The organism is Mycobacterium sp. (genome assembly GCF_050700595.1).
Lineage (GTDB): Bacteria > Actinomycetota > Actinomycetes > Mycobacteriales > Mycobacteriaceae > Mycobacterium.
Map to the genome: position 1 here is coordinate 1 of NZ_JBOHHI010000205.1, position 22,427 is coordinate 22,427.

Here is a 22,427-nt window from a genome sequence, read left to right on the forward strand (position 1 = left end):
CGAAGATGCGTTGCTGCTCCAGGCCGCGCCGCAGCCCGGCGTGGGTGTGCGTGGAGATCGGCACCCCGGTGCGCTTGTGCGCCTGCGCGACCGCGCGCAGGACCCGCTCGACTCCCGGCGTGATGCCGGGCTCATCGGTGGCGCATTTGAGGATTGCCGCCTTGATGCCGGTGTCGGCGATGCCCTCCTCGATGTCGCGGACGAACATGTCGGTCATGATCTCCGGGCCGTCCAGTTGGGTGCCCGGGCCCGTGTAGTGGAAGCGGAACGGCACCTCGTTGTAGGTGTAGACGCCGGTGGCGACGACGATGTTCAGCTCGGTTTCGGCCGCGACCCGCGCGATGCGGGGGATATAGCGGCCCAGCCCGATCACGGTGAGGTCGACGATGGTGTCCACCCCGCGGGCCTTCAGCTCGCCCAGCCGGGTGATGGCGTCAGCCACCCGCTGGTCTTCATCGCCCCAGGCTTCGGGGTAGTTCAGGGCGATCTCGGTGGTCATGATGAACACATGCTCGTGCATGAGCGTGACACCGAGGTCGGAGGTATCGATCGGTCCGCGTGCTGTATTCAGTTGCGACACGCATCCGATGCTAGGGCGATTCGACCGCGCCGTCGGTGGAATCGGATAGAGAGGAGCCGACATGGCGACCACAGCTAACACCGATCAATGGCCGTCACTGCGGGTGGACGATTGGACGCCAACCCGCGAAACCCTGCACATGTGGGCGCAGATCGTCGGCAAGGTCCGCCTGGCGCATATGCCGATGATCAACCACTGGTGGCAGGTAACCCTGTATGTGAGTCCGCGCGGCTTGACCACGGCCGCCATCCCGCACCAAACCGGGATGTTCGACCTGGAATTCGACTTCATCGACCACGCTCTGGTGATCCGCCACAGCGACGGCCGCCGGCGCTCGGTGGCGTTGGCGGCGAAGCCGGTCGCGGAGTTCTACCGCGAAGCCATGTCGGCGCTCCAAGGTCTGGATGTTCCAACCCACATCGACGCGCGTCCCAACGAGGTCGACCCGGCCATTCCCTTCGCCGACGACTATCAGCATGCCGACTACGATCCCGACGCAGCGCGGACGTTCTGGATGCAACTCGTGCAGGCGCAACGGGTGATCGGTCAGTTCCGCGCGTCATTCATCGGCAAGGTCAGTCCAGTGCATTTCTTCTGGGGGGCAATTGATTTGGCGTGTACTCGGTTTTCCGGACGGCCGGCGCCGAAGCATCCCGGCGGCGCACCGAATTGCCCCGACTGGGTGATGGTGGAGGCGTACTCGCACGAGGTGAGCAGCTGCGGCTTTTGGCCCGGGGGAGGTGAGCAGGGTGCCTTCTACTGTTACGCCTACCCACAGCCGGACGGCTTCACCGATTACCCGATAGCGCCGGACGCCGCTTACTTCAGCCGTGAACTCGGAGAATTCATCCTGCCGTACGAGGCCGTGCGCACCGCCGACGATCCCGACGGCGAAGTCTTGCGGTTCCTGCAGACCACCTATGCCGCGGCTGCGGACCTCGGCAGCTGGGATCGCGCCGCACTCGAGAACGAGCGCCGGCGACAACGATGAGCACCACACCGATCGCGGACTACGCCCTGCTGTCGGACCGGCATACCGCGGCATTGGTCAGTCGCAACGGGTCGGTGGACTGGCTGTGCCAGCCGCGGTTCGATTCACCGTCGGTGTTCGCCCGGCTGCTCGACGCACACGCCGGCCATTTCGCGGTGCGGCCGCACGACCCGGCCGCTGCAGTCGCCCGTCGTTACCTCGACGGCACCATGGTGCTCGAGACGACGTTTACGACCGCCAGCGGCAGACTGGTGCTGCGCGATGCGCTCGCCACCGGTGCCGCATCCGACCCGCACCAGCTGGGCGCCCTCGCACCCCGGATGCTGGTGCGTTCGCTGGCTTGCACGGCGGGTGAGGTGGAGGTCGACGTCGAGTTCGTGCCCCGTCCGGAATACGGGGTGGTCACACCGCTGATGTCGGTAATCGACGGCGGCCTCCTGGCGCGCGGCGGCGCCGACGTTCTGCTGCTGTGCTGTCCGGTTTCACTCGACGTTGCCGACTCGGCGGCGACCGGCCGATTCCGCATGCACGAGGGCGACCGGTTGGCTCTCGCTCTGCTGCACCGCACCACGTCGGAAGCATTGCCGGAACTCGTCTCACCTGCCGAACTCGACGCGGCGCTGGCGGCGACGGCCGACGCATGGCGGTCGTGGTCACAGATCCACCAGCGCTATGACGGGCCGTGGCGCGAGCTGGTACAGCACAGCGGGCGAGTCCTACAAGCGTTGACCTACCAGCCGACCTGGGCCGTCGTCGCCGCGCCGACCACTTCCTTGCCGGAAGAGACCGGTGGGACACGCAACTGGGATTACCGCTACTCCTGGGTTCGCGACGCCAGCCTCACCCTGGAGGCACTGTGGGTGGCCGCGTGTCCCGACGAGGCAGAACAGTTCTTCGACTACCTCGCCGTGAGCTCCGCCGGGCAACTACGCGCCGGCGAGCCGCTGCAGATCATGTTCGGCATCGGCGGCGAACACGACCTGTCCGAACGTGAGCTCGCGCATCTCGGCGGTTGGCGTGACAGCCGTCCGGTGCGGGTGGGCAACGGAGCGTGGAACCAACAGCAGATCGACGTCTACGGCGAACTGCTCGGGGCGGCACACCGCCTCATCGCGCAACTCGACCAGAACCAGCCGGGCGCCGCCGTCGGACGCGAGTTCCTCATCGGCTGCGCCGACGCCGCCGCACGCTGCTGGCGGGAGCCCGATTCGGGTATCTGGGAGGTGCGGGGCCCACCGCAACACTTCCTTTATTCCAAGCTCATGTGCTGGGTCGCACTGGACCGGGCCATTGCGATGGCTGGCACGCTGCGTGCCACTGGCAAGGTCGACGGCTGGCAGAGTGCCGCCGATGAGATCCGCGAGCAGATCCTGGCCAAGGGTTACAGCGATGCGGTCAACTCGTTCACCCAGGCGTTCGGCAGCGACAACCTGGACGCGTCGGCGCTGATGATTCCGCTGGTCGGCTTTCTGCCCGCCGACGACCCGCGGGTATTGGCGACCATCGACGCCATCGCCGAACGACTCACCGACTCCCGCGGCTTGGTCTATCGCTACCGGACCGGCATAGACGCCAACGCCGACGGTCTCACCGGACGCGAAGGCACGTTCCTGCTGTGCACATTCTGGTTGGCGCAAGCCCTGGCCGCCTCCGGCCAGATCGCCAGGGCCCGCGAAGTATTCGAGCGCGCCATCGGCTATCGCAACGACGTGGGGCTGCTCGCCGAAGAGGTCGACCCGGACACCGGCGAGCTGTTGGGCAACTTCCCGCAGGCGTTCAGCCACATCGGATTGGTCAACGCGGCCTGGGCCATCGCCCAGGCCGAAGCCGGCACCACGACGCCGCCCGCCTGTCATGTGTAGTGCAGACGACACTGTGCGATGCGAATTTCGTCGTCCGCGATCTTGTAGATGAGCCGTTGTTCGGCGGTGATTCGGCGTGACCAGTAGCCGTGCAGTCCGTGCTTAAGCGGCTCGGGTTTGCCGATGCCCTCATTCCCGTGACGCTGGATATCGGCGATGAGTTGATTGACGCGGCGCAATACTTTGCGGTCTTGGCGCTGCCAGAACAAGTAGTCCTCCCACGCCGACTCGTCCCAAACCAGCTTCACGGTTCGAGCAGGTCGTGCGGGGTTCCTTCGCCCGCTTCCAAACGCTCGATCGATGCAAGCAAACGGCGTGCGTTAGCGGGATTCTGCAGCAAGTGCGCGGTTTCCTTCAGCGCCTCGTAGTCCTCGAGCGCAACCATGACCACGGGTTCTCTTCCTGATCTTGTGATGACGACTTCTTCGCGATCTTCGAGCACTGCATCCAGCGTCGCGGCAAAATTCGCTCGCGACGCCGAGTACGTCATGGTCTTCATGGTTGATCCCCTCTGACAGCGCCTTGTACAGGTTATTGTACGTGCAGCTGTTGGCGCGGGTCCACGTGAGCACGCGGACGAGGCCTTGAGCAGTGAGTTGGCTCACACTAGAATGACCAGTGGTCATTGAGGCGAGGAGGGCAGATTGCCGACGGTGACGTGGGCCCGCGTCGATCCGGTTCGTCGCGCTGCGGTGGTGGAAGCCGCCGAGGCGGAATTCGGCGCGCACGGGTTTTCCCGCGGAAGCCTGAACGTCATCGCCCGGCGTGCCGGCGTCGCCAAGGGCAGCCTCTTCCAGTACTTCGCGGACAAGCGCGACCTGTACGCGTTCATCGCCGACGTGGCCAGCCAGCGCGTCCGGTCCTACATGGAGGACCGCATCCGCGAACTCGACCCGACCAGACCGTTCTTCGAGTTCCTCACCGATCTGCTCGACGACTGGGTCGCCTACTTCGCCGACCATCCGCGGGAACGATCACTGCATGCCGCGGTGAGTTTGGAGGTCGACACCGACGCTCGTGTCAGCGTGCGGACCGTCATTCACCGCCACTACCTGGAGGTGTTGCGGCCGCTGGTGCGCGACGCGCATGTGCACGGCGACCTGCGCGCGGATTGCGACACCGGCGCGTTGTTGTCGCTGTTGCTGATGATCTTTCCGCACCTGGCGCTGGCGCCGTATATGCGCGGAATGGATCCGATCCTCGGGCTCGACGAGCCCACACCCGAGCAGCCGGCATTGGCGGTGCGACGGCTGGTCGCCGTGCTGGCGGCGGCATTCGCCGCGCTGCCGCAAGTTGCGGCAACACAATCCACCCCAACATGATCTGAGGAGGTCACATGACACGTACACATTCAGGTTCGCTCGTTGCGGGCGGACTCAACTGGAGCAGCCTGCCGTTGAAGCTGTTCGCCGGGGGCAATGCAAAGTTCTGGGATCCGGCCGACATCGACTTCTCTCGCGACCGGGCGGACTGGGAGAAGCTGTCGGACGTCGAACGCGACTTCGCGCTCCGCTTGTGCGCCGAGTTCATCGCCGGCGAGGAAGCGGTGACCGAGGACATTCAGCCGTTCATGGCCGCGATGCGGGCCGAAGGGCGGCTGGGCGACGAGATGTATTTGACGCAGTTCGCGTTCGAGGAAGCAAAACACGTCCAGGTGTTCCGCTTGTGGCTGGACGCCGTCGGCATCAGCGACGATCTGCACAGTTTCCTGGAGCCCCTGACGGCGTACCGGCAGATGTTCTACGAGGAACTCCCGAACTGCCTCAACGCTTTATCCACCGATCCGTCACCGGCCGCCCAGATCCGGGCATCGGTCACGTACAACCACGTTGTCGAGGGCATGCTGGCCCTGACCGGCTACTACGCCTGGCACAAGATCTGCGTGGACCGCGCCATTCTTCCCGGCATGCAGGAGCTGATCCGGCGCATCGGCGACGACGAGCGACGCCACATGGCGTGGGGCACCTTCACCTGTCGCCGCCACGTGGCCGCCGACGACGCCAACTGGACGGTGTTCGAAACGCGGATGAACGAGCTCATCCCGTTGGCATTGGAGGCCACCGAGCAGGGCTTTGCCCTGTACGACCCGATGCCGTTCGGCATGCAACTCGACGAGTTCATGGCCTACTCCAGCGACAAGGGGATGCGCCGGTTCGGGACAATCAGCAGCGCTCGCGGACGGCCGCTGGGCGAGATCGACGTCGACTACTCGCCGCTGCAGTTGGAGGACACCTTCGCCGACGAGGACGAGAAGGCGCTGGCCGCCGTCTCGGCCTGACTGCTCGCCAACGGAACGCTAGCCGACCCAGACCGTTTTGGCGTTGCAAAACTCGCGGATCCCGTGGCCGGCGAGCTCGCGGCCGTAGCCGGAGCGCTTGACGCCGCCGAACGGCAGCTCGGGGTAGGACGTCGTCATCCCGTTGATGAAGACCTGCCCGGCCTCGATGTCGTCGATGAAGCGCTGCTGCTCGGATTCGTCGCTGGTCCAGGCGTTGGATCCCAGTCCGAAGGTGGTGGCGTTGGCGATCTCGACGGCCTCGTCGATGTCGGCGGCCCGGTACACCGACGCCACCGGGCCGAACACCTCCTCGCTGAAGATCGGCATGTCGGGGGTGATGTCGGTGATGACGGTGGGCGGGTAGAACCAGCCGGGCCCGTCGAGTCGCTTGCCGCCACAGCGGATCACCGCACCGGCGGCGACGGCCTGGTCGACCAGCTTTTCGACGTCGGTGCGGCCCTGTTCGGTGGCCAGCGGTCCGACGTCGGTGTCCGGGTCGGTCGGGTCGCCGACCCGCAGCGCGGCCATCTTGTCGGTGAACTTGGCGACGAAGTCGTCGTAGACGTCGGTGTGCACGATGAAGCGTTTCGCCGCGATGCACGACTGGCCGTTGTTTTGCACCCGGGTGGTGACCGCGGTGTCGACCGCCTGGTCCAGGTCCGCCGACGGCATCACGATGAACGGGTCGCTGCCGCCGAGCTCCAGCACGGTGTGCTTGATTTCATCGCCGGCGATGGCGGCGACGGACCGGCCGGCCGGTTCGCTGCCGGTGAGCGTGACTGCCGCTATGCGGGGATCGCGGATGATCTGCTCGACGGCGCTCGACGAGATGAGCAGCGTCTGGAAGCAGCCGTCCGGGAAGCCGGCGCGGGTGATGACGTCGGCGAGGTATAAGGCAGTCTGCGGCACGTTCGACGCGTGCTTGAGGATCCCGACGTTGCCGGCCATCAACGCGGTCGCGGCGAACCGCACAGCCTGCCAGAGCGGGAAGTTCCACGGCATCACGGCCAGCACCACGCCGAGTGGCTGATACCGGACGAACGCCCTGGACGCGCCGACCGCGGCGATGTCGCCCGGCTCATCGGCGAGCAGCGCTTCGGCGTGCTCGGCGTAGAATCGAAAGCCCTTGGCGCACTTGAGTGTCTCGGCTTTCGCCGAGGCCAGCGTCTTGCCCATCTCCAGAGTCATCATCGCCGCGACTTCATCGGCCTCGGCCTCCAACAGGTCCGCGGTGGTGTTCGCCCACCGGGCACGCTGCGCGTAGCTGGTGCGGCGGTAATCGACGAACCGGTCGTGAGCGCGGGCGATCGCGGCGTCGATTTCCTCGGCGGTGGCGGGGGTGAAGGTTTTGACCGTCTCTCCGGTGGCGGGGTTGATGGTGGCGATTGGCATGCTGACACCCTTCGGCTGCTCGACCTACGAATCCACCATCCAGCGTGCCACTATCGTGGCGGGGGGAGGTGCCTGGATGACTACAGCTGCCGAATTGATGGTCAAGTGCCTGGAAAACGAGGGTGTTTCGATCGTCTTCGGAATACCGGGCGAGGAGAACATCCGCTTCGTGCAGGCGCTGGCCGCCTCGGAGATCCGCTATGTGCTCACCCGCCACGAGCAGGCGGCGGCGTTCATGGCCGAGATGTACGGCCGGGTGACCGGCCGGGCGGCGGTGGTATCCGCGACGCTGGGCCCGGGTGCGATCAACATGCAGCTCGGTGTCGCCGACGCCACCACCAACAGCACCCCGATGGTCGCGATCTCCGCGCAGGTCGGCCAGGACCGCCAGTACAAGGAGTCACACCAGTACGTCGACCTGGTGCGAATGTACGCGCCGATCACCCGCTGGGCCGACGGTGTGCCCACCGCGCGGGCGATCCCGGAGATGTTCCGCAAGGCGTTCAAGCTGGCCGAGACCGAACGCCCGGCCGCGGTCTATCTGGCGGTGCCGGAGCACCTGGACGCGGATGTTGCCGACCATTCCGACCTGGCCCCATTACCGCGCAACGTGGTGCATGCCGAGGCGCCGGCGATCGGTCAGGTGGCGCGAGCGGTCGAAATTCTGCACACGGCGAAGCGACCGGTGGTGTTGGCCGGGCACGGCGCGGCCCGCAACGACGCGACCGCGGCGCTGGTCCGGTTCTCCGAGGAACACTCCGTGCCGGTCGCCAACACCTTCCACGGGAAGGGCGTCATGCCCGACGACCACCCCAACAGCATCGGGACGATGGGGTTCATGCGGCATGACTACGTCAACTTCGGCTTCGACAACGCCGACGTCGTCATCGCGGTCGGCTACGAGCTGCAGGAGTTCGACCCGGTCCAGATCAACCCGAACGCCGACAAGAAGATCATCCACGTACATCGTTTTGCGGCCGAGGTCGATGCGCACTATCCGGTTGCCGTCGGCATTATCGGTGACATCAGTGCCTCGATAAATGCACTGTCTGACGCGATGGCGGGGCATCGGTTCACCAGTGCCACCACAGCGCCGGGGTGTCACCTGTTAGCCGAGGAATTTGCTCACGGACAACAAGATTCACGGTTTCCACTCGCGCCCCAGCGGGTGGTCGCCGACACCCGTGCCGCGTTGGGCCGCCGCGACGTCGTGCTGGTCGACACCGGTGCGACGAAGATGTGGATGGCACGCCTGTATCCGACGTACGAGCGGAATACCTGCCTGATCTCAAACGGCCTGTCCACGATGGCGTTTGCACTGCCCGGAGCGCTCGGCGTCAAGCTGGCCCGGCCGGAGTCCAAGGTGTTGGCTGTGGTGGGTGACGGCGCGTTCCTGATGAACTCGCAGGAGATCGAGACTGCCGTTCGCGAAAAGATCCCACTGGTGGTGCTGATCTGGGAAGACGGCGGCTATGGGCTCATCGAGTGGAAAATGGACCTCGAACTCGGTGATCACTACTACGTGCGGTTCAACAATCCCGATGTGGTGAGTTACGCGGAAAGCTTCGGCGCCAAGGGGTATCGGGTCCGGAGCGCCGACGAGCTACTACCTACCCTGAAAACCGCGCTCGACGACGACGGCGTCTCGCTGATCTCCTGCCCGGTGGACTACTCGGAGAACCTGAGCCTGACCGAACGGCTTGGCCAGCTGGACGACACGCTGTGATCTCGGCATTAGACCGAGCGCAAGAGATCAGCTGAGTACCGATGTGTTGAACCAGTGACAGAGCAGCAGCGCAACCTCGACATCTAGTCGGTCGTCCACCGCCGGGGAGAGCGAGATGCATTTAACAGATGAAGGGAGAAACAATATGAGCGCGCAATTCAAGGTCGGCGATCACGTGAGCTGGAACTCTGAAGCCGGGCATGTCAGCGGCACGATCATCAAAGTGCACACGCAGGACGTGGATTACAAGGGCCACCACCGCCGCGCAAGTAAAGACGAACCACAGTATGAAATCAAAAGCGACAAAACCGATCACGTTGCCATGCACAAGGGATCGGCGTTGAAACAGATCGCCGACTAAGTGGGCTCCCCAGTCGCTGGCTTTTAGTCGGCGCGTGGGGTTTTCACCTTCTCCAGCGCGACCGGCGGGACGTAAAGGCCTTCCAGCGTGCGGTGCCACCAGGCGTGCTCGTGGCGCAGTTCGGAAAACGTGGTGAACCGGTAGCGATACAACCAGGCGCGCACATAACGCGGCGGGGAATCCGGGAAGGGATTGCGCCGCAGCAGCCGCAGAGTCGGTGCATCGTTTTGCAGCAACCGCACCAGGAATGGCCGCAGCCACGGCTGCGCGTATTGCGGGGAGATGGCGGCGAACCACATCAGCCAGTCCAGCCGCAGGTGATACGGCGCCCATTGCGGCGGAATCCGGCGCACCGCGCCCGGCTTGCCTTTGAATTCGTATTCCTTCCAGACCGTTTGGTCGGTGATGGTCGGATCGTCGGTGCCCTCGATCACCACCTCCCGACGAGTGCGCCCGATGCTGCCGAACGCGCCGTAGGTATTGATCAGGTGGTAGGGGTTGAACGACATGTTCATCCGCTGCCGGCGCGAGATCATGTTGCGCATCGGCCAGTAGCTCAAAATCACCGTCACGACCGCGAATACGAGCACCAGGCCAGCGAACCACGTCGGTGGCGCGGCCAGCGCGGGCGGCGAGCCGATCGGCAAAACCGCGGCCGCCGACGACGTGTCGATGACGCTGGCGCCCAACAGGATCGTCAACCAATTGAGCCAGGCGAAGTTGCCGGATGCCACCAACCACAGTTGGGTGATCACGACGATCGCCCCGGCGATGCTGGCCACCGGCTGCGGCGCAAACAACCCGAACGGCACGACGAGTTGGGCGAAATGATTGCCGGCCACCTCGATCCGATGCAGTGGCTTGGGCAGGTGATGGAAGAACCAACTCAGCGGCCCGGGCATCGGCTGGGTCTCGTGGTGGTAGTACAGGCAGGTCAGATCGCGCCAGCAGCGGTCACCGCGCAGCTTGATCAGCCCGGCGCCGAACTCCAGCCGAAACAGCAGCAGCCGCGCCAGCCACATCGTCAGCACCGGCGGCGCCACCCGCTCGTCGCCGAGGAAGATCGCCAAAAACCCGGTCTCCAACAGCAGCGACTCCCAGCCGAACGAATACCAGGTCTGGCCGACGTTCACGATCGACAGGTAGAGAATCCAGAGCAGCAGCCACATCAGCATCGCCGCCCACAAGGGCACCCGGCCGGCCGCACCGGCGGCGATCGCAGCCGACAATGCCGCGCCGACCCAGGCGACGGTGGCGAAAAACCGGTCGGAATAGTGCAGCTGGAAAATGCTTGGTACCTGCCGGAAAGACACCCGGGCCAGATACTGCGGCACCGGCAGCATCCCGTGCTCCCCGATCAGCGCGCGAAACTGCCGCGCGGCCCCGACGAACGCGATGAGGTAGACCACCGCGACGCCGCGCTCCAGCACCAGCCGGCCCAACCAGTAGTCGGGTGCGCTAAACCATCCCATGTCCGCCACTCCTGAAGACGGTGGACGCCTTATTGTCCCGCGTACCCCGCTAATCAGCCGGAAAACCGCCCGCGCGGTCGCACCGTCACCGCCGACGCGGCCAGCGCGGCCACCGAAATCAGCGCCAGCAGCTGCACGCCGGCGGAATGCCCGGCGTAGCCGTCGACCGACCGCCACGGATACCGCGACAGCACGGCGCCGGCCAGGATCAGTCCGCCGGCGCAGGAGCCGACGGTGACCGCATCCCGCCACCGCGGTCGGTCGCGCAACACCCACTGCACGCCGAGCGCGGCACCGAATACCACCACCCCCGCCGCGCCGGCGATCACCGCGCCGGCTGCCAGCACCGCAATCGACGCCCACGGCCCCGGCGCCCACGCGCGCGCGGGCGGCTCCGCACAACGTCGTCGGCGCGCCGGCCACCACGCCATTAAGGCCAGCAACGGCAGCAGGGCCAGCCCGGCGGCCAGCCCGGCGCGGTAGGCCGAGTTGGGCGCGAAGGTCAGCGTGATGGTGCCGGAGGTCCCCGGCGGCACCACCCACCCCTGTTGCCACCCGTTGACCGCGACCGGATTCAGCCTTGCCCCCGCACTGCTGCGGGCCACCCAACCGCGGTTGATGCTTTCCGGTACCACCAACATCCGCGACGCCGACGAGTCGGTCACCCGTACCTCGCGGCGGGCCGGGCCCCATGCGCCCGTCTGAGCGGGAAAGGTTGTGGCGGGCAGTAATTCGGCAGCAAGCGGACCGGACAACTGGGCTCCGTCGACGATGAACTGCTCACCGGGGCTGATCAACAGCTCCTGCTGACCGGTCGGCAACGCGATCGGCTGGCGGTCGCATGGCCGGGCAGCCACCGGCGCACCGTCCAGCAACGCGCCGACCGTGGTCGTGATCGCGGTGTGCACAAAGCGGCCGGCGATCGCGATCACCGGGCCGTGAGCGCAGTCGACGGTGACCTCCCGTGAGCGGTTGCGGGTGGCGTCGGCGGCCGCGATCGGTGTGCCGTCGCTGCCGAGCACCGCGATCTCGGCCAGTCCCGGCGGTTTGAGCTGGTCGAAGCCGACCGCGGTGCGATCGATGACGTCGTCCCAGTCGAGCAGGCTGATGGTGATGGTGGCGGTGACCCGCGGTTTCAGCGGAACCGTCTGTGCGCCACCATCGTTTGATTTCAGTTCAGCTACTTGCGGGCCGTCGCCGAGGTCGATGGCGACCATTCTCGGATGGGCGGGCACCGCCGACCTGCCCGGGGTGAGCCGCAACCCGGTCACCTCGGCCGGCCGGGGGAGCGTCAGCGTGAGCGTCGGCGGCGTCTTGTGCTGCACCACCCGCTGCGGCGCCGTCCACGCGGTGGCCGGATCGCCATCGGTGACCGCATATGCGGAGCCCGCCACGTCGACCAGATCGGAATCACCGCGCGCCCGGGTGGTGTCCGGCTCGGCGATCAGGTCGGCCAGCTTTGGGCCCTGTCGGGCCCGCACCCACACGGTGGGCGTCACCGACACCGGTTGCGGCACGGTCAGCGTGCGGCTGAACGTCACCGGCGTCTCAGGGGCCAGCGCCATCGATGCGGCGCAGCGCACGTCGTCGGGGCCGTCGGCGCAACCCGGTCTGCCCAACGGTTCAGCGCCCAGGTCCCAGCGCGCGACCGCCGCACCCGGCGGCGGTCCGGGCACCAGCACGGTATGCCGCAAGTCGACGGGGTGGGCGAATCCCGATGCGTCGTAGGAGGTGATCGACAGATCGGTGATGCCGAACTGCACTCCGCCGGAGCCGTCGTCGGTGCCGATCGCGGTGATCCGCACCCATGGGGTTTCGCCGTACGGCAGCGCTGCGGTCAGCGGCTTGCCTGGCTCGTCGAAGCGCAGCGTGGTGGTGCCGTTGACGGTCGAGACCTGGATCTTACGGATCTGGGCACCAACGGCGGTCGCGCTAGGGGTGAGGGTGATGACGGCGTTGGTCACCGGGTGGTCGAAATTCACCTGCAGCCATTGACCGACCGCGGACTGCAACCCGTTGGACACCCACGCGGTCGCCGGATCGCCGTCGATCGCGGCGGCGGGCGAGGCGGCCGGCGCGACGTCGGGCAGCGCGGTGGCGTCCGACGACGAGCTGGAGGCCGTGAGCCGCCCGCCGATCCAGCCGCCGTACACGGTGTCGGCGCCGGGAGCGGGGTAGTCGGGCACCCGGTTGTGAGTGCGCCGGGTGTCGCCGTCGGCGCGGGTCGCCGACGAGTGGTCGTCGACCCGGCCGTAGTCGGTTTCGCGCGCCAGCGGGGTATCGGTGACGGTGACGACCGGCGCCGGCAGCCCGGCGCGCCGGGCGTCGGCGGTCATCAGCACCGGACCCGGCGCGGGCAGACCCAGCAGCCGTCGGCGCTCGTCGAGGCGCAGCAGCACCTCGGGCCCGCCGTCGACGCGGGCCAGCCGGCCGGTGTCGGCGAGGTAGGGGGCCGCAGGATCGTGCTCGGCAGCGGCTACCCGGTAGATCTCCACGGCGGGGTAGCGCGGTCGCAATGCGCTGTCGCTGACGAACCCCGTCACCGGGCGCTGCCCCACCGGCGCGCCGAACTGCGCCACCCTCTGCAGTCGCGGCGATCCGGCGATGGCCCGGTGTACCAGGATCGGGCGCGCCGAACGCGACGTGTCGGGATCCAGATCGTTGCGTAGCACCACATACGAAATACCTTGGCGGGCAAGGGTATCAGCCAATCCGGCAGACGGGCGGCCGGCGGCGATCAGGTGTTGTACCGAGTCCAGCGCCCGGATGGTCTGCGGCGGCGTCAACGGAATCGAGTCGCGCACTCCCCACGGGCCGTCGCCGAGCACCTGCAGCGGTTCGTCGTGGCTGGTGCCCCAGACCTGGGTGGCGAACGGGGCGCCGGGAACCACCAATACCCGGCCCGGGGTCGGGGTGCCGATGTTGTGCGCGCTGAGCCAGTCGGCGGCGTCGTGCCAATACTGCGGTATCGCGCGGAACGCGCCGGGCGGGGTGATCCGACCGGTCCAGGCCAGCGAGGTGCTGACCATCAGCGCGATCAGCACGACGATTCCGGTCGCGACCCGCTTGTCGCGTTCCGGGTGGGCGAATGCGCTGATCCACTCGCGCGCCGACGCGCTGCCCGGCAGCGGTACCCGGCCCAGTAGCTGCGCGAGCCCCAGCACCAACGGGATGCGGATCAGCGATTCCAGCTTGTGCACATTGCGCAGCGGCGCGCCGCCGGCGTCCAGGAACGTCTGCAGCTGGTGTGCCAGTGGCGAGCCCAGTCCGCCGGAGTATCCGGCGGCGATCAGCACCACCCCGATCAGCAGCATCGTCACCAACCGCCCCCGGGCGCGGCTGCCGCGCCCAGGCATCCGAGCCAGCCCGGCCAGCCCCGCGGCGGCGACCAGGCTGGTGCCCAGGATGGCCACGGTTCCGGTGACCAGCGGTGCACCCGCGGTGGCGGTCGGCGCCACGAACGGTGTCCAGCTGTCGGTGCCGCGCAGCACCTCGACCAGCGACGACCATTGCGTTGTGACACCGGAAGATTCGATGAAGTCCAGGAATGGCGGGCTGATCCGGGCCATCAGGACCAACGCCACCAGCCACCACGACATCGCCAGCGCCAGCGCCACCAGCCACCAGGCCGTGTAGCGCCACCACACCCGGTTCGGCCGGTGGCAGGCCCACCAGATCACCGCGGGCAGGCAGCCCGCCAACGTGGCGATGGCGTTGACCGCGCCCATCAATGCCACCGCCAGCCCGGCTTGCCCGGCCAGCCTGCGCACCGACCGGTCGGCCTCGCCGCGCAGCGCCAAAATCGTCGGCAGCAGCACCCACGGCGCCAGCATGATCGGCAGGGTTTCCGACGAGATCGACCCGAGTGTGGTCAGCACCCGCGGCGACAGCGCGAACGCGGCGGCCGCGACCGCGCGCGATGTCGGGCTTCCGACGCCCAATGCCTCGGCGACCCGCAACAGTCCCCAAAACCCGATGGTGAGCAGCACCGCCCACCACAGCCGCTGGGTGATCCAGCCGGGCAAACCGAGCAGGTGGCCGGCCAGGAAGAAGGTGCCGTGCGGAAACAGGTATCCGTACGCCTGGTTTTGCGCCTGCCCGAACGGCAACTCGCTGTTCCACAGATTGGTGGCACGAGCCAGGAAGCGCAGCGGGCTGGCAGTGAGATCGAGCTTGGTGTCGGGGGAGACCTGCCCGGGCGACTGGGCGAAGCTCAACGCCAGCGCAACGGCCGCCACCAACCACAACCAGCGCCGCGACAGCGGCGCCGCCGCAGAGGCAACTGGAGCCCGCGCGCTCAGATCAGCTGCGGTTGCCGTACTCAACCCGGTTGAGTACCGACGACTGTGGGTCGCCGCCCGGAAGGGGCGGCTTGGTGTCTTGCTGCACCATCAGGGTGATCCCGAAGATCGCGGCCGCACCCAGCAACAGACCCACCACGACGCTGGCCGCAGCGGGCGCAACGAACCGGTTCATCGGGGCTCCTCGAAGTTGCGATCGTCAGTCGCCAAACTAGCAGAAAGCGGTGCGCGCACCGTCCACCCGCCAGCGATGATCACGCTCCGTGACAGCATGGGCCGATGGGTCTTCCACGCATCATGGCGGTGCTTGCCGCGATGTCGGCGCTCGTCGTGGCATGCGGCGGGCACGCCAAACCGCCCACGTCCTCGTCGTCGACCGCCGATCACCCGGCGGCCAAACCGGTACCGCGGGTGTGCGGCGACGTGACGGCCCTGGCCACCCGCGACAAGCTGGCACAGTTGCTGATGGTCGGGGTGCGCGACGCCGACGACGCCAGAACAGTGATCAGCAGCCAACACGTCGGCGGCATTTTCATCGGCAGCTGGACCGACCTGTCGATGTTCACCGACGGTTCCTTGACCGACATCGCCAAAAACGCGGGCCCACTGCCGCTGGCGGTCAGCGTCGACGAAGAAGGTGGCCGAGTGTCGCGGCTGTCCTCGGTGATCGGCCCGTCGCCGTCGGCGCGGGTGTTGGCGCAGACCCGCAGCGTCGACGACGTTTACGGGATCGCGCTGGACCGCGGCCACAAGATGCGCGGGCTGGGCATCACCATCGACTTCGCCCCGGTTGTCGACGTCACCAATGCCCCGGACGACACCGTGATCGGCGACCGGTCGTTCGGCTCGGATCCGGCGGTGGTCACCCGATACGCCGGGGCCTATGCCCGCGGTCTGCGCGACGCCGGGCTGCTGCCCGTGCTCAAGCATTTTCCCGGCCACGGGCATGGCTCGGGCGACTCACACACCGGCGGGGTGACCACCCCGCCGCTGGACGAGTTGCAGCACGACGACCTGGTGCCCTACCGGACGCTGGTCGCCGAAGCCCCGGTCGCGGTGATGATCGGTCACATGCAGGTTCCCGGGCTCACCGGCGACCAGCCGGCCAGCCTGAGCCTGGCCGCCGTGCAATTGCTACGCGGCGGCAGCGGCTACGGCGGCCCGCCGTTCGACGGGCCGGTGTTCAGCGACGACTTGTCCAGCATGGCCGCGATCAACCAGCGCTTCGGGGTGCCCGACGCTGTTTTACGGACCCTGCAGGCCGGCATCGACACCGCGCTGTGGGTCACCACCGACGAGGTGCCCGCGGTGCTGGACCGCCTGGAGAAGGCGGTGGCAGCGGGCGAGCTGGCGATGCCGGCGATCGACGCCTCGCTACAGCGGATGGCCGCGGTGAAGCGCTCCGGGTCGGGCTGCGGCCATTAGGATGCGTGACTATCTCAACGTCACCGGCGCACATCACGCATATTGCCTACTCTGGAGTCAGATAATCCCGGCGTTAGGCGAAGGACGAGCATGGCTGGTGGCACCAAGCGGCTACCCCGTGCCGTCCGTGAGCAGCAGATGCTCGACGCCGCCGTCCAGATGTTCTCGGTCAACGGCTACCACGAGACGTCGATGGACGCGATCGCCGCCGAGGCGCAGATCTCCAAGCCGATGCTCTATCTCTACTACGGCTCCAAGGAGGAGCTGTTCGGCGCCTGCCTGAACCGCGAGTTGACCCGCTTCATCGACGCAGTGCGTGAGGACATCGACCTCGAGCAGAGCCCGAAGGATTTGCTGCGCAACACCATCGCGTCGTTCCTGCGCTATATCGACGCCAACCGGGCGTCGTGGATCGTGATGTACACCCAGGCCACCAGCTCGCAGGCATTTGCCCAGACCGTACGCGAGGGTCGTGAGCAGATCGTCACACTGGTTGCCCGCCTGCTACGGGCCGGCACCCGAAACCCCCAGCCCGACACGGACTTCGAGATGATGGCCGTGGCGCTGGTAGGGGCCGGCGAGGCAGTGGCCAGCCGGGTCAGTACCGGCGACACCGACGTCGATGAAGCGGCCGGGCTGATGATCAACATGTTCTGGCGCGGGCTCAAGGGCACACCGTCGGATGCCGGCGATACCGCGCCCAAAGTCGCCAGCGGCTCCGGGTAATTTCTGGTCGGTTCGCAATTCATCCCGTGACTCGCCGCAATCTCGATTTCTTCTGCGCGATCGTGATTGTCGGGCTGCTGGCCGGGGTAGCGGGGTTGGCGACGATCCTGCTGTTGCGTTTCGTCGAGCACCTCACCTACCACTACAGCTTTGGGTCGTTGCTCGCCGGGGTCACCGACAGCAGTCCGGTCCGCCGGTCGCTGGGGCCCATGGTCGGCGGCGCGCTGGCAGGCTTGGGCTGGTGGGCACTGCGGTCCAGGACGGATGTTCCGCCGCTGTCTGAGGCGATCGCAAGCCGCGATCGAATACCCTTGGTGCCGTTAAGCGTTGACGCCGCATTGCAGCTGGTGGTGATCGGATCGGGTGCATCACTGGGCCGCGAGGGGGCACCTCGGCAGTTCGCCGCGGCCCTCGGCGATTCGGCTACCGGATGGCTGAAACGGCTGTCGTCGCAGGATCGGGAAGTCCTGCTGGCGTGTGCGGCCGGCGCCGGCCTCGGCGCGGTCTACGCGGTGCCGCTGGGTGGCGCGCTGTTCGCGGCGCGCATCGTGCTGAAGACGTGGCATCCGCGTGCACTGGGCGCTGCGTTGATCACGTCAAGCCTGGCAGTCGCTGTCGCGTCGATCGTCACGCACGATCGGCCGATCCTGGACTGGCCGGGTCCGCAGCTGTCCTACCTGCTGATGGGTTATGTAGTGCTGTTGGCACCGGTGACGCTCACAGTCGGCCTGGGGTTCAACCGCCTGATGGCGGCTGCGCACCGGATAGCCGTGGAGCGGTCATGGGTGCTCGTCCCGACGATCGCCGCCGCCGGAGTGTTGATCGGTGTCTTTTCGCACTGGTGGCCCGAGCTGCCCGGCAACGGCAGAAGCATCCTGACCGTCAGCCTGAACAGTGGCATGACACTCGTGGCGGCCGGCGCGATCCTGATCTTGAAACCCGTTCTGACCGCAGTGTTCCTCCGCGCCGGTGCAACAGGCGGGATGCTCACCCCGTCCCTGGCCACGGGTGCGTCGGCCGGAGCACTGCTGGCGCTGGCGACCAATGCGATGCTCGGGGTACAGATCCACGTCGCGGCCATCTCGTTGGCCGCTGCCGCCGGTGTGCTCGCCGTTACGCAACGAGCACCGGTTTGGGCCGCGATCTTCGTCTGGGAACTGGCGCGGCCGCCGCTTTGGTTGCTGGCGGTTTTCCTGGCTGCTGCCCTCGGCGCGCATGGACTGCGCATGCTGACCGAACGTCGGCGCATTCCCGAACCAGCCTGTCCGGCTCCTTAGTCGGCGTCATCTGTCGTCATCGGGTCGACGCGGCGCAGCATCGATCGGATGCGCAGGTGCTCGGCCAGGGAGTCGCGGTGGTCGTCGCAGGCCAGCCATACTTTCTCCCGGTCCGGTTGGTGGATGCGCGGGTTGTTCCAGACCACCTTCCATCGGGCCGGCGCGCGACACGCTTTTGCCGAGCAGATGGGTGGCTCCATGGCCGAATCCGTAGGACCAGGCACGCTAGAGTGGTCGCACGGTGCCGGTCAGGTGCGGATAGCCCTTGGCGATGTTGCGCAAGGCGAGGTCCCAGCCGTCATCGACCTGCTCGACGTATAGCCCCGCGCTGGCCGGCAGTACCACCGGTTTGGCGAACCGCACCGAATACGTCACCGCGTCCGGAATCCTGCCCTCGAGGTTAACCAATACCGCTGCCGCGCTGAACATCCCGTGCGCAATAACCGTCGGGAATCCGAACAACTTAGCACCGACCGGGTTGGTGTGAATCGGGTTGTGATCACCGCTGACCGTCGCGTAACGCCGAATTTGGCCCGGCGTGATCCGCAGAATCGCATTCGGTGGCGGCAGCTTGGGCTGTTTCTGCGGCGGCGGCTTGGGCTCGTCGGACAGGCTGGTGCGCTGCTGATGCAAAAAGGTCGTCACCTGATGCCACGCGACATCGTCGCCGATGCTGACATCGGTCACCAGGTCCACCAGTAGGCCCTTGCGGTGTTCGCGGAGGTTCTCGGCATGGACCGCGATATCGACGGTATCGGTCACCGCGATCGGGCGGTATTGCGTGATCTGGTTTTCGGTGTGAACGGCTCCCATTGCGGCGAACGGGAAGTCGAACCCGGTCACCAGCGACATCATCGTCGGGAAAGTCAGTGCGAACGGATAGGTCAGCGGTACGTTGTCGCCGTAACGCAGTCCGGTGACCGCTGCGTATGCCGCCACGTTGGCGCGATCGATCGGCACGTCCTTGACCGTCAGTGTCCGGTCGGGCAACTGGTCGCCGCGCGGCACGAACGGCAACGCCCCGGCTGCTGCGCGCAGCAGATTCTTCAGACCGCTTGGCTGCGTCACCTCACGCCCCCAGCATGGCTTGGCCGCAGACACGAATCACGTTGGCGGTCACCGCGTTCGACGCGGGGCTGGCGAAGTAAGCGATCGTCTCGGCGACGTCGACGGGCTGACCGCCCTGGTACAGCGAGTTCATCCGGCGGCCCACCTCACGGGTAGCCAACGGGATCGCTGCCGTCATCTGGGTTTCGATGAATCCCGGTGCCACGGCGTTGATGGTGATGCCCTTCTCGGCGAGCTTCGGCGCCAGTGCCTGCGTGAGGCCGATCATGCCGGCCTTGGTGGTGGCGTAGTTGGTCTGCCCCCTGTTGCCGGCAATACCGGCCATCGACGACAATCCGATCACCCGGCCACCTTCCCCGATGCTGCTATTGCCGACCAGTCCTTCGGTGAGGCGAAGTGGGGCAAGCAAATTCACCGCCATGACCGCGTCCCACCGGGGGTCATCCATGTTGGCCAGCAGTTTGTCGCGAGTGATGCCGGCGTTGTTGACCAGGATGTCGGCCCGGCCGTTGTGGTGGTCGCGAAGATGCCCGGTGATTTTTTCGACGGCGTCGTCCGCGGTGACGTCCAGTGTCAACGCCGTGCCGCCGACCCGACCGGCCGTCTTTTGCAGAGCCTCCGCGGCTGCCTCCACGTCGATGGCCACGACGCGGGCCCCGTCGCGGGCGAACACCTCGGCGATCGTCGCCCCGATGCCCCGGGCCGCACCGGTCACGATGGCGATCTTGTCGTCCAGCGGCCGGTCCCAGTCGGATGGCGGAGTGGAGTCGTCGGCCCCGACGAAGAACACCTGGCCGTCGACATAGGCCGATTTGGCCGACAGGATGAACCGCATGGTCGACTCCAGGCCGGTAGCAGCAGGTTTGGCGTCGGGAGACAAATAGACCAGCGCAGCCGTGGCTCCCCGGCGCAACTCCTTGCCCAGCGACCGGGTGAAGCCCTCAAGCGCGCGCTGCGCGATCCGCTCGTCGCTGCTGCCGGCCGCCTCGGGGGTGGTGCCGACCACGACGACACGACCGCACGCGCCGATGTTGCGCAGCAGCGGAGTGAAGAACTCGTGCAGCGCCCTCAACCCGGACGGTGCGGTGATACCGGTGGCGTCGAACACCAGCCCGCCGAATGAATCGGCCCAGCGACCGCCCAGGTTGGCGCCCACCACTTCGTAATCTTTGCTCAGGCTTGCGCGCAGCGGTTCGACCACCCGGCCCGCCTGGTCTTCAGGAGAGCCGATCAGCAGCGACCCGGCCAGCGGCGGGTCCCCGGCCCGGTAGCGGCGCAGCGGCTCGGGCCGCGGAATGCCGAGTTGCTTGGCCAGGAGCGATCCCGGTCCGGAGTTGACGACCTGGGAGAATAGGTCCGATGAAAGTTTGGGGGCCACTGAGTTGCCTTCCATGTCGAGCGTGCCGTCTATCCACGACCGTATCCAGACTGAACTTACTCAAGAGTAAGAACGATGGGTAGTATGAACTAAACCCGCGGATAACCACAACTGACGGAGACAAACGTGCCCCCTGCAAATTCCTCTGCAAGTTCCAAGACCCCGCGACGCGTCGCCGTGCTGGGCGGCAACCGGATTCCGTTCGCGCGTGCCGACCGCGCTTACGCCGAGGCGTCCAACCAGGACATGTTCACCGCGGCCCTGGGCGGCCTGGTCGACCGGTTCGGTCTGGCCGGTGAACGGCTCGGGGCGGTGATTGGCGGTGCCGTGCTCAAACACAGCCGTGACTTCAACCTCATGCGCGAATGCGTACTGGGATCGGCGCTGTCGTCCTATACACCCGCGTTCGACATCCAGCAGGCCTGCGGGACGGGTTTGCAGGCGGCGATCTCCGCCGCGGACGGGATCGCCGCCGGCCGCTACGAGGTCGCCGCCGCCGGCGGGGTGGACACCGCCTCCGATGCGCCGATCGGCTTTGGCGACGAGTTGCGCCGTACGTTGCTGGGATTGCGCCGGGCCAAGTCCAACGTCGAGCGGTTGAAGCTGGTGGGCAAGCTGCCCGCCAGCCTCGGGGTGGAGATACCGGTGAACAAGGAGCCGCGCACCGGGCTGTCGATGGGTGAGCACCAAGCCATCACCACCAAGAAGATGGGCATCACACGGCTCGACCAGGATGAGCTGGCCGCCGCCAGCCACCGCAACATGGCGGCCGCCTACGATCGGGGCTTCTTCGACGATCTGGTCACCCCGTTTTTGGGGCTGTACCGGGACGAGAACCTGCGTCCGGACGCGTCGGTGGAGAAGCTGGCGAAGCTCAAGCCGGTATTCGGGGTGAAATCCGGCGACGCCACGCTAACGGCCGGCAATTCGACGCCGCTGAGCGACGGCGCGTCGGTCGCGTTGCTGGCGACCGAGGAGTGGGCGTCCGAGCACTCGCTGACCCCGCTCGCCTACTTCGTCGATGCCGAGACCGCGGCGGTCGACTACGTCAACGGCGCCGACGGCCTACTGATGGCGCCGACCTACGCGATACCGCGGCTGTTGGCGAGAAACGGACTGGGACTGCAAGATTTTGATTTCTACGAAATCCACGAGGCCTTCGGGTCGGTGGTGCTGGCGCACCTGCAGGCGTTGGAGTCCGAGGAGTACTGCAAGGAGCGGTTGGGCCTGGATGCCGCGCTGGGACCCATCGACCGGTCCAAGCTCAACGTCAATGGTTCATCGCTGGCTGCCGGTCACCCGTTCGCCGCCACAGGTGGGCGGATCCTCGCGCAGACCGCAAAGCAACTGGCGGAGGCAAAGGCCAACCAAAAGGGGGCCGCGGGCAAGCCGCTTCGGGCGCTGATTTCGATCTGCGCGGCCGGCGGGCAAGGTGTCGCCGCGATTCTCGAAGCCTGAGGCGGCCCCGGGCGGAAAAATACTCGTGGAGCGTGATTAATCGTGATTAGTCACGCGGCGGTGTGGGTATCCGGTCGCTCGGAAGCTCCGTGTTGTCGTCCGACCCCCCGACCCGATGGCAACGCGGAGCAT

The 22,427-nt window shown here is 66.9% G+C and carries 19 protein-coding genes and 1 pseudogene; 10 read left to right on the forward strand and 10 right to left on the reverse strand.

Annotated elements, in window-relative coordinates; translation table 11 throughout:
- Nucleotides 1-580 (reverse strand): annotated as a pseudogene (locus tag ACRDTL_RS19015) (phosphotriesterase-related protein); the annotation flags it as partial.
- A gap of 61 nt (nucleotides 581-641) precedes the next feature.
- On the opposite strand from ACRDTL_RS19015, the gene ACRDTL_RS19020 reads away from it, so the two are divergent.
- Both ACRDTL_RS19020 and ACRDTL_RS19025 read left to right on the forward strand, forming a co-directional pair.
- Nucleotides 642-1,571, forward strand: a complete 930-nt coding sequence (locus ACRDTL_RS19020; RefSeq protein ID WP_431508249.1) for a DUF5996 family protein — start codon at nucleotides 642-644, stop codon at nucleotides 1,569-1,571.
- Nucleotides 1,568-3,433: a glycoside hydrolase family 15 protein gene (locus ACRDTL_RS19025; protein ID WP_431508250.1), complete on the forward strand. Its 1,866-nt coding sequence runs from the start codon at nucleotides 1,568-1,570 to the stop codon at nucleotides 3,431-3,433. Before ACRDTL_RS19020 ends, ACRDTL_RS19025 begins: the two co-directional genes overlap by 4 nt.
- On the opposite strand, the gene ACRDTL_RS19030 is transcribed toward ACRDTL_RS19025, so the two are convergent.
- Nucleotides 3,424-3,681, reverse strand: coding sequence for a Txe/YoeB family addiction module toxin (locus ACRDTL_RS19030; protein ID WP_431508251.1), 258 nt, complete (start codon nucleotides 3,679-3,681; stop codon nucleotides 3,424-3,426). The genes ACRDTL_RS19025 and ACRDTL_RS19030 overlap by 10 nt on opposite strands.
- Nucleotides 3,678-3,932, reverse strand: a complete 255-nt coding sequence (locus ACRDTL_RS19035; RefSeq protein ID WP_431508252.1) for a type II toxin-antitoxin system Phd/YefM family antitoxin — start codon at nucleotides 3,930-3,932, stop codon at nucleotides 3,678-3,680. Before ACRDTL_RS19035 ends, ACRDTL_RS19030 begins: the two co-directional genes overlap by 4 nt.
- A gap of 145 nt (nucleotides 3,933-4,077) precedes the next feature.
- Between ACRDTL_RS19035 and ACRDTL_RS19040 the strand changes: the two genes are divergently transcribed.
- Both ACRDTL_RS19040 and ACRDTL_RS19045 read left to right on the forward strand, forming a co-directional pair.
- On the forward strand, nucleotides 4,078-4,755 hold the full coding sequence (locus tag ACRDTL_RS19040) for a TetR/AcrR family transcriptional regulator (protein WP_431508253.1): 678 nt from the start codon (nucleotides 4,078-4,080) through the stop codon (nucleotides 4,753-4,755).
- A gap of 14 nt (nucleotides 4,756-4,769) precedes the next feature.
- Nucleotides 4,770-5,711 carry a R2-like ligand-binding oxidase gene (locus ACRDTL_RS19045; RefSeq protein WP_431508254.1) on the forward strand — a complete coding sequence of 314 codons (942 nt, stop codon included), beginning with the start codon at nucleotides 4,770-4,772 and terminating at the stop codon, nucleotides 5,709-5,711.
- Nucleotides 5,712-5,729: 18 nt separating this feature from the next.
- Here the strand turns inward: ACRDTL_RS19045 and ACRDTL_RS19050 are convergent, their stop codons facing one another.
- Nucleotides 5,730-7,103, reverse strand: coding sequence for an NADP-dependent succinic semialdehyde dehydrogenase (locus ACRDTL_RS19050; RefSeq protein WP_431508255.1), 1,374 nt, complete (start codon nucleotides 7,101-7,103; stop codon nucleotides 5,730-5,732).
- 76 nt (nucleotides 7,104-7,179) lie between these two features.
- Here ACRDTL_RS19050 and ACRDTL_RS19055 point away from each other — a divergent pair, with 76 nt between their 5' ends.
- Together ACRDTL_RS19055 and ACRDTL_RS19060 are read left to right on the forward strand one after the other, a co-directional pair.
- Nucleotides 7,180-8,829 carry an acetolactate synthase large subunit gene (locus tag ACRDTL_RS19055; protein ID WP_431508256.1) on the forward strand — a complete coding sequence of 550 codons (1,650 nt, stop codon included), beginning with the start codon at nucleotides 7,180-7,182 and terminating at the stop codon, nucleotides 8,827-8,829.
- Between the two features lie 145 nt (nucleotides 8,830-8,974).
- Entirely contained in the window at nucleotides 8,975-9,190 is a 216-nt protein-coding gene (locus tag ACRDTL_RS19060) for a DUF2945 domain-containing protein (protein ID WP_431508257.1), read from the forward strand.
- 23 nt (nucleotides 9,191-9,213) lie between these two features.
- On the opposite strand, the gene ACRDTL_RS19065 is transcribed toward ACRDTL_RS19060, so the two are convergent.
- The 3 genes from ACRDTL_RS19065 to ACRDTL_RS19075 are packed head-to-tail and all read right to left on the reverse strand — an operon-like array spanning nucleotide 9,214 to nucleotide 15,138.
- Complete coding sequence (locus ACRDTL_RS19065; protein WP_431508258.1) at nucleotides 9,214-10,662, reverse strand: lipase maturation factor family protein; 1,449 nt, start codon at nucleotides 10,660-10,662, stop codon at nucleotides 9,214-9,216.
- 53 nt (nucleotides 10,663-10,715) lie between these two features.
- Nucleotides 10,716-14,963 carry an alpha-(1->3)-arabinofuranosyltransferase domain-containing protein gene (locus ACRDTL_RS19070; protein WP_431508281.1) on the reverse strand — a complete coding sequence of 1,416 codons (4,248 nt, stop codon included), beginning with the start codon at nucleotides 14,961-14,963 and terminating at the stop codon, nucleotides 10,716-10,718.
- 1 nt (nucleotide 14,964) lies between these two features.
- Nucleotides 14,965-15,138, reverse strand: coding sequence for a DUF2613 domain-containing protein (locus ACRDTL_RS19075; protein WP_067342410.1), 174 nt, complete (start codon nucleotides 15,136-15,138; stop codon nucleotides 14,965-14,967).
- Between the two features lie 104 nt (nucleotides 15,139-15,242).
- On the opposite strand from ACRDTL_RS19075, the gene ACRDTL_RS19080 reads away from it, so the two are divergent.
- The 3 genes from ACRDTL_RS19080 (at nucleotide 15,243) to ACRDTL_RS19090 (ending at nucleotide 18,391) form a co-directional block, all read left to right on the forward strand.
- On the forward strand, nucleotides 15,243-16,388 hold the full coding sequence (locus ACRDTL_RS19080) for a glycoside hydrolase family 3 N-terminal domain-containing protein (protein WP_431508259.1): 1,146 nt from the start codon (nucleotides 15,243-15,245) through the stop codon (nucleotides 16,386-16,388).
- A gap of 90 nt (nucleotides 16,389-16,478) precedes the next feature.
- On the forward strand, nucleotides 16,479-17,114 hold the full coding sequence (locus ACRDTL_RS19085) for a TetR/AcrR family transcriptional regulator (protein WP_431508260.1): 636 nt from the start codon (nucleotides 16,479-16,481) through the stop codon (nucleotides 17,112-17,114).
- 26 nt (nucleotides 17,115-17,140) lie between these two features.
- Nucleotides 17,141-18,391, forward strand: a complete 1,251-nt coding sequence (locus tag ACRDTL_RS19090; protein ID WP_431508261.1) for a chloride channel protein — start codon at nucleotides 17,141-17,143, stop codon at nucleotides 18,389-18,391.
- On the opposite strand, the gene ACRDTL_RS19095 is transcribed toward ACRDTL_RS19090, so the two are convergent.
- From ACRDTL_RS19095 to ACRDTL_RS19105, 3 genes are read right to left on the reverse strand one after another with little or no spacing between them, the layout of a single operon-like run.
- Entirely contained in the window at nucleotides 18,388-18,591 is a 204-nt protein-coding gene (locus ACRDTL_RS19095; RefSeq protein WP_431508262.1) for a hypothetical protein, read from the reverse strand. The genes ACRDTL_RS19090 and ACRDTL_RS19095 overlap by 4 nt on opposite strands.
- 25 nt (nucleotides 18,592-18,616) lie before the next feature.
- Entirely contained in the window at nucleotides 18,617-19,459 is an 843-nt protein-coding gene (locus ACRDTL_RS19100; RefSeq protein ID WP_431508263.1) for a MaoC/PaaZ C-terminal domain-containing protein, read from the reverse strand.
- Nucleotide 19,460: 1 nt separating this feature from the next.
- Nucleotides 19,461-20,837 (reverse strand): 3-oxoacyl-ACP reductase, encoded by a 1,377-nt coding sequence (locus tag ACRDTL_RS19105; RefSeq protein WP_431508264.1) that lies wholly within the window; start codon nucleotides 20,835-20,837, stop codon nucleotides 19,461-19,463.
- 126 nt (nucleotides 20,838-20,963) lie between these two features.
- Between ACRDTL_RS19105 and ACRDTL_RS19110 the strand changes: the two genes are divergently transcribed.
- A complete protein-coding gene (locus tag ACRDTL_RS19110; protein ID WP_431508265.1) occupies nucleotides 20,964-22,295 on the forward strand; it encodes an acetyl-CoA C-acetyltransferase in 1,332 nt (443 codons plus the stop codon).
- The last annotated feature ends 132 nt before the right edge of the window (nucleotides 22,296-22,427 follow it).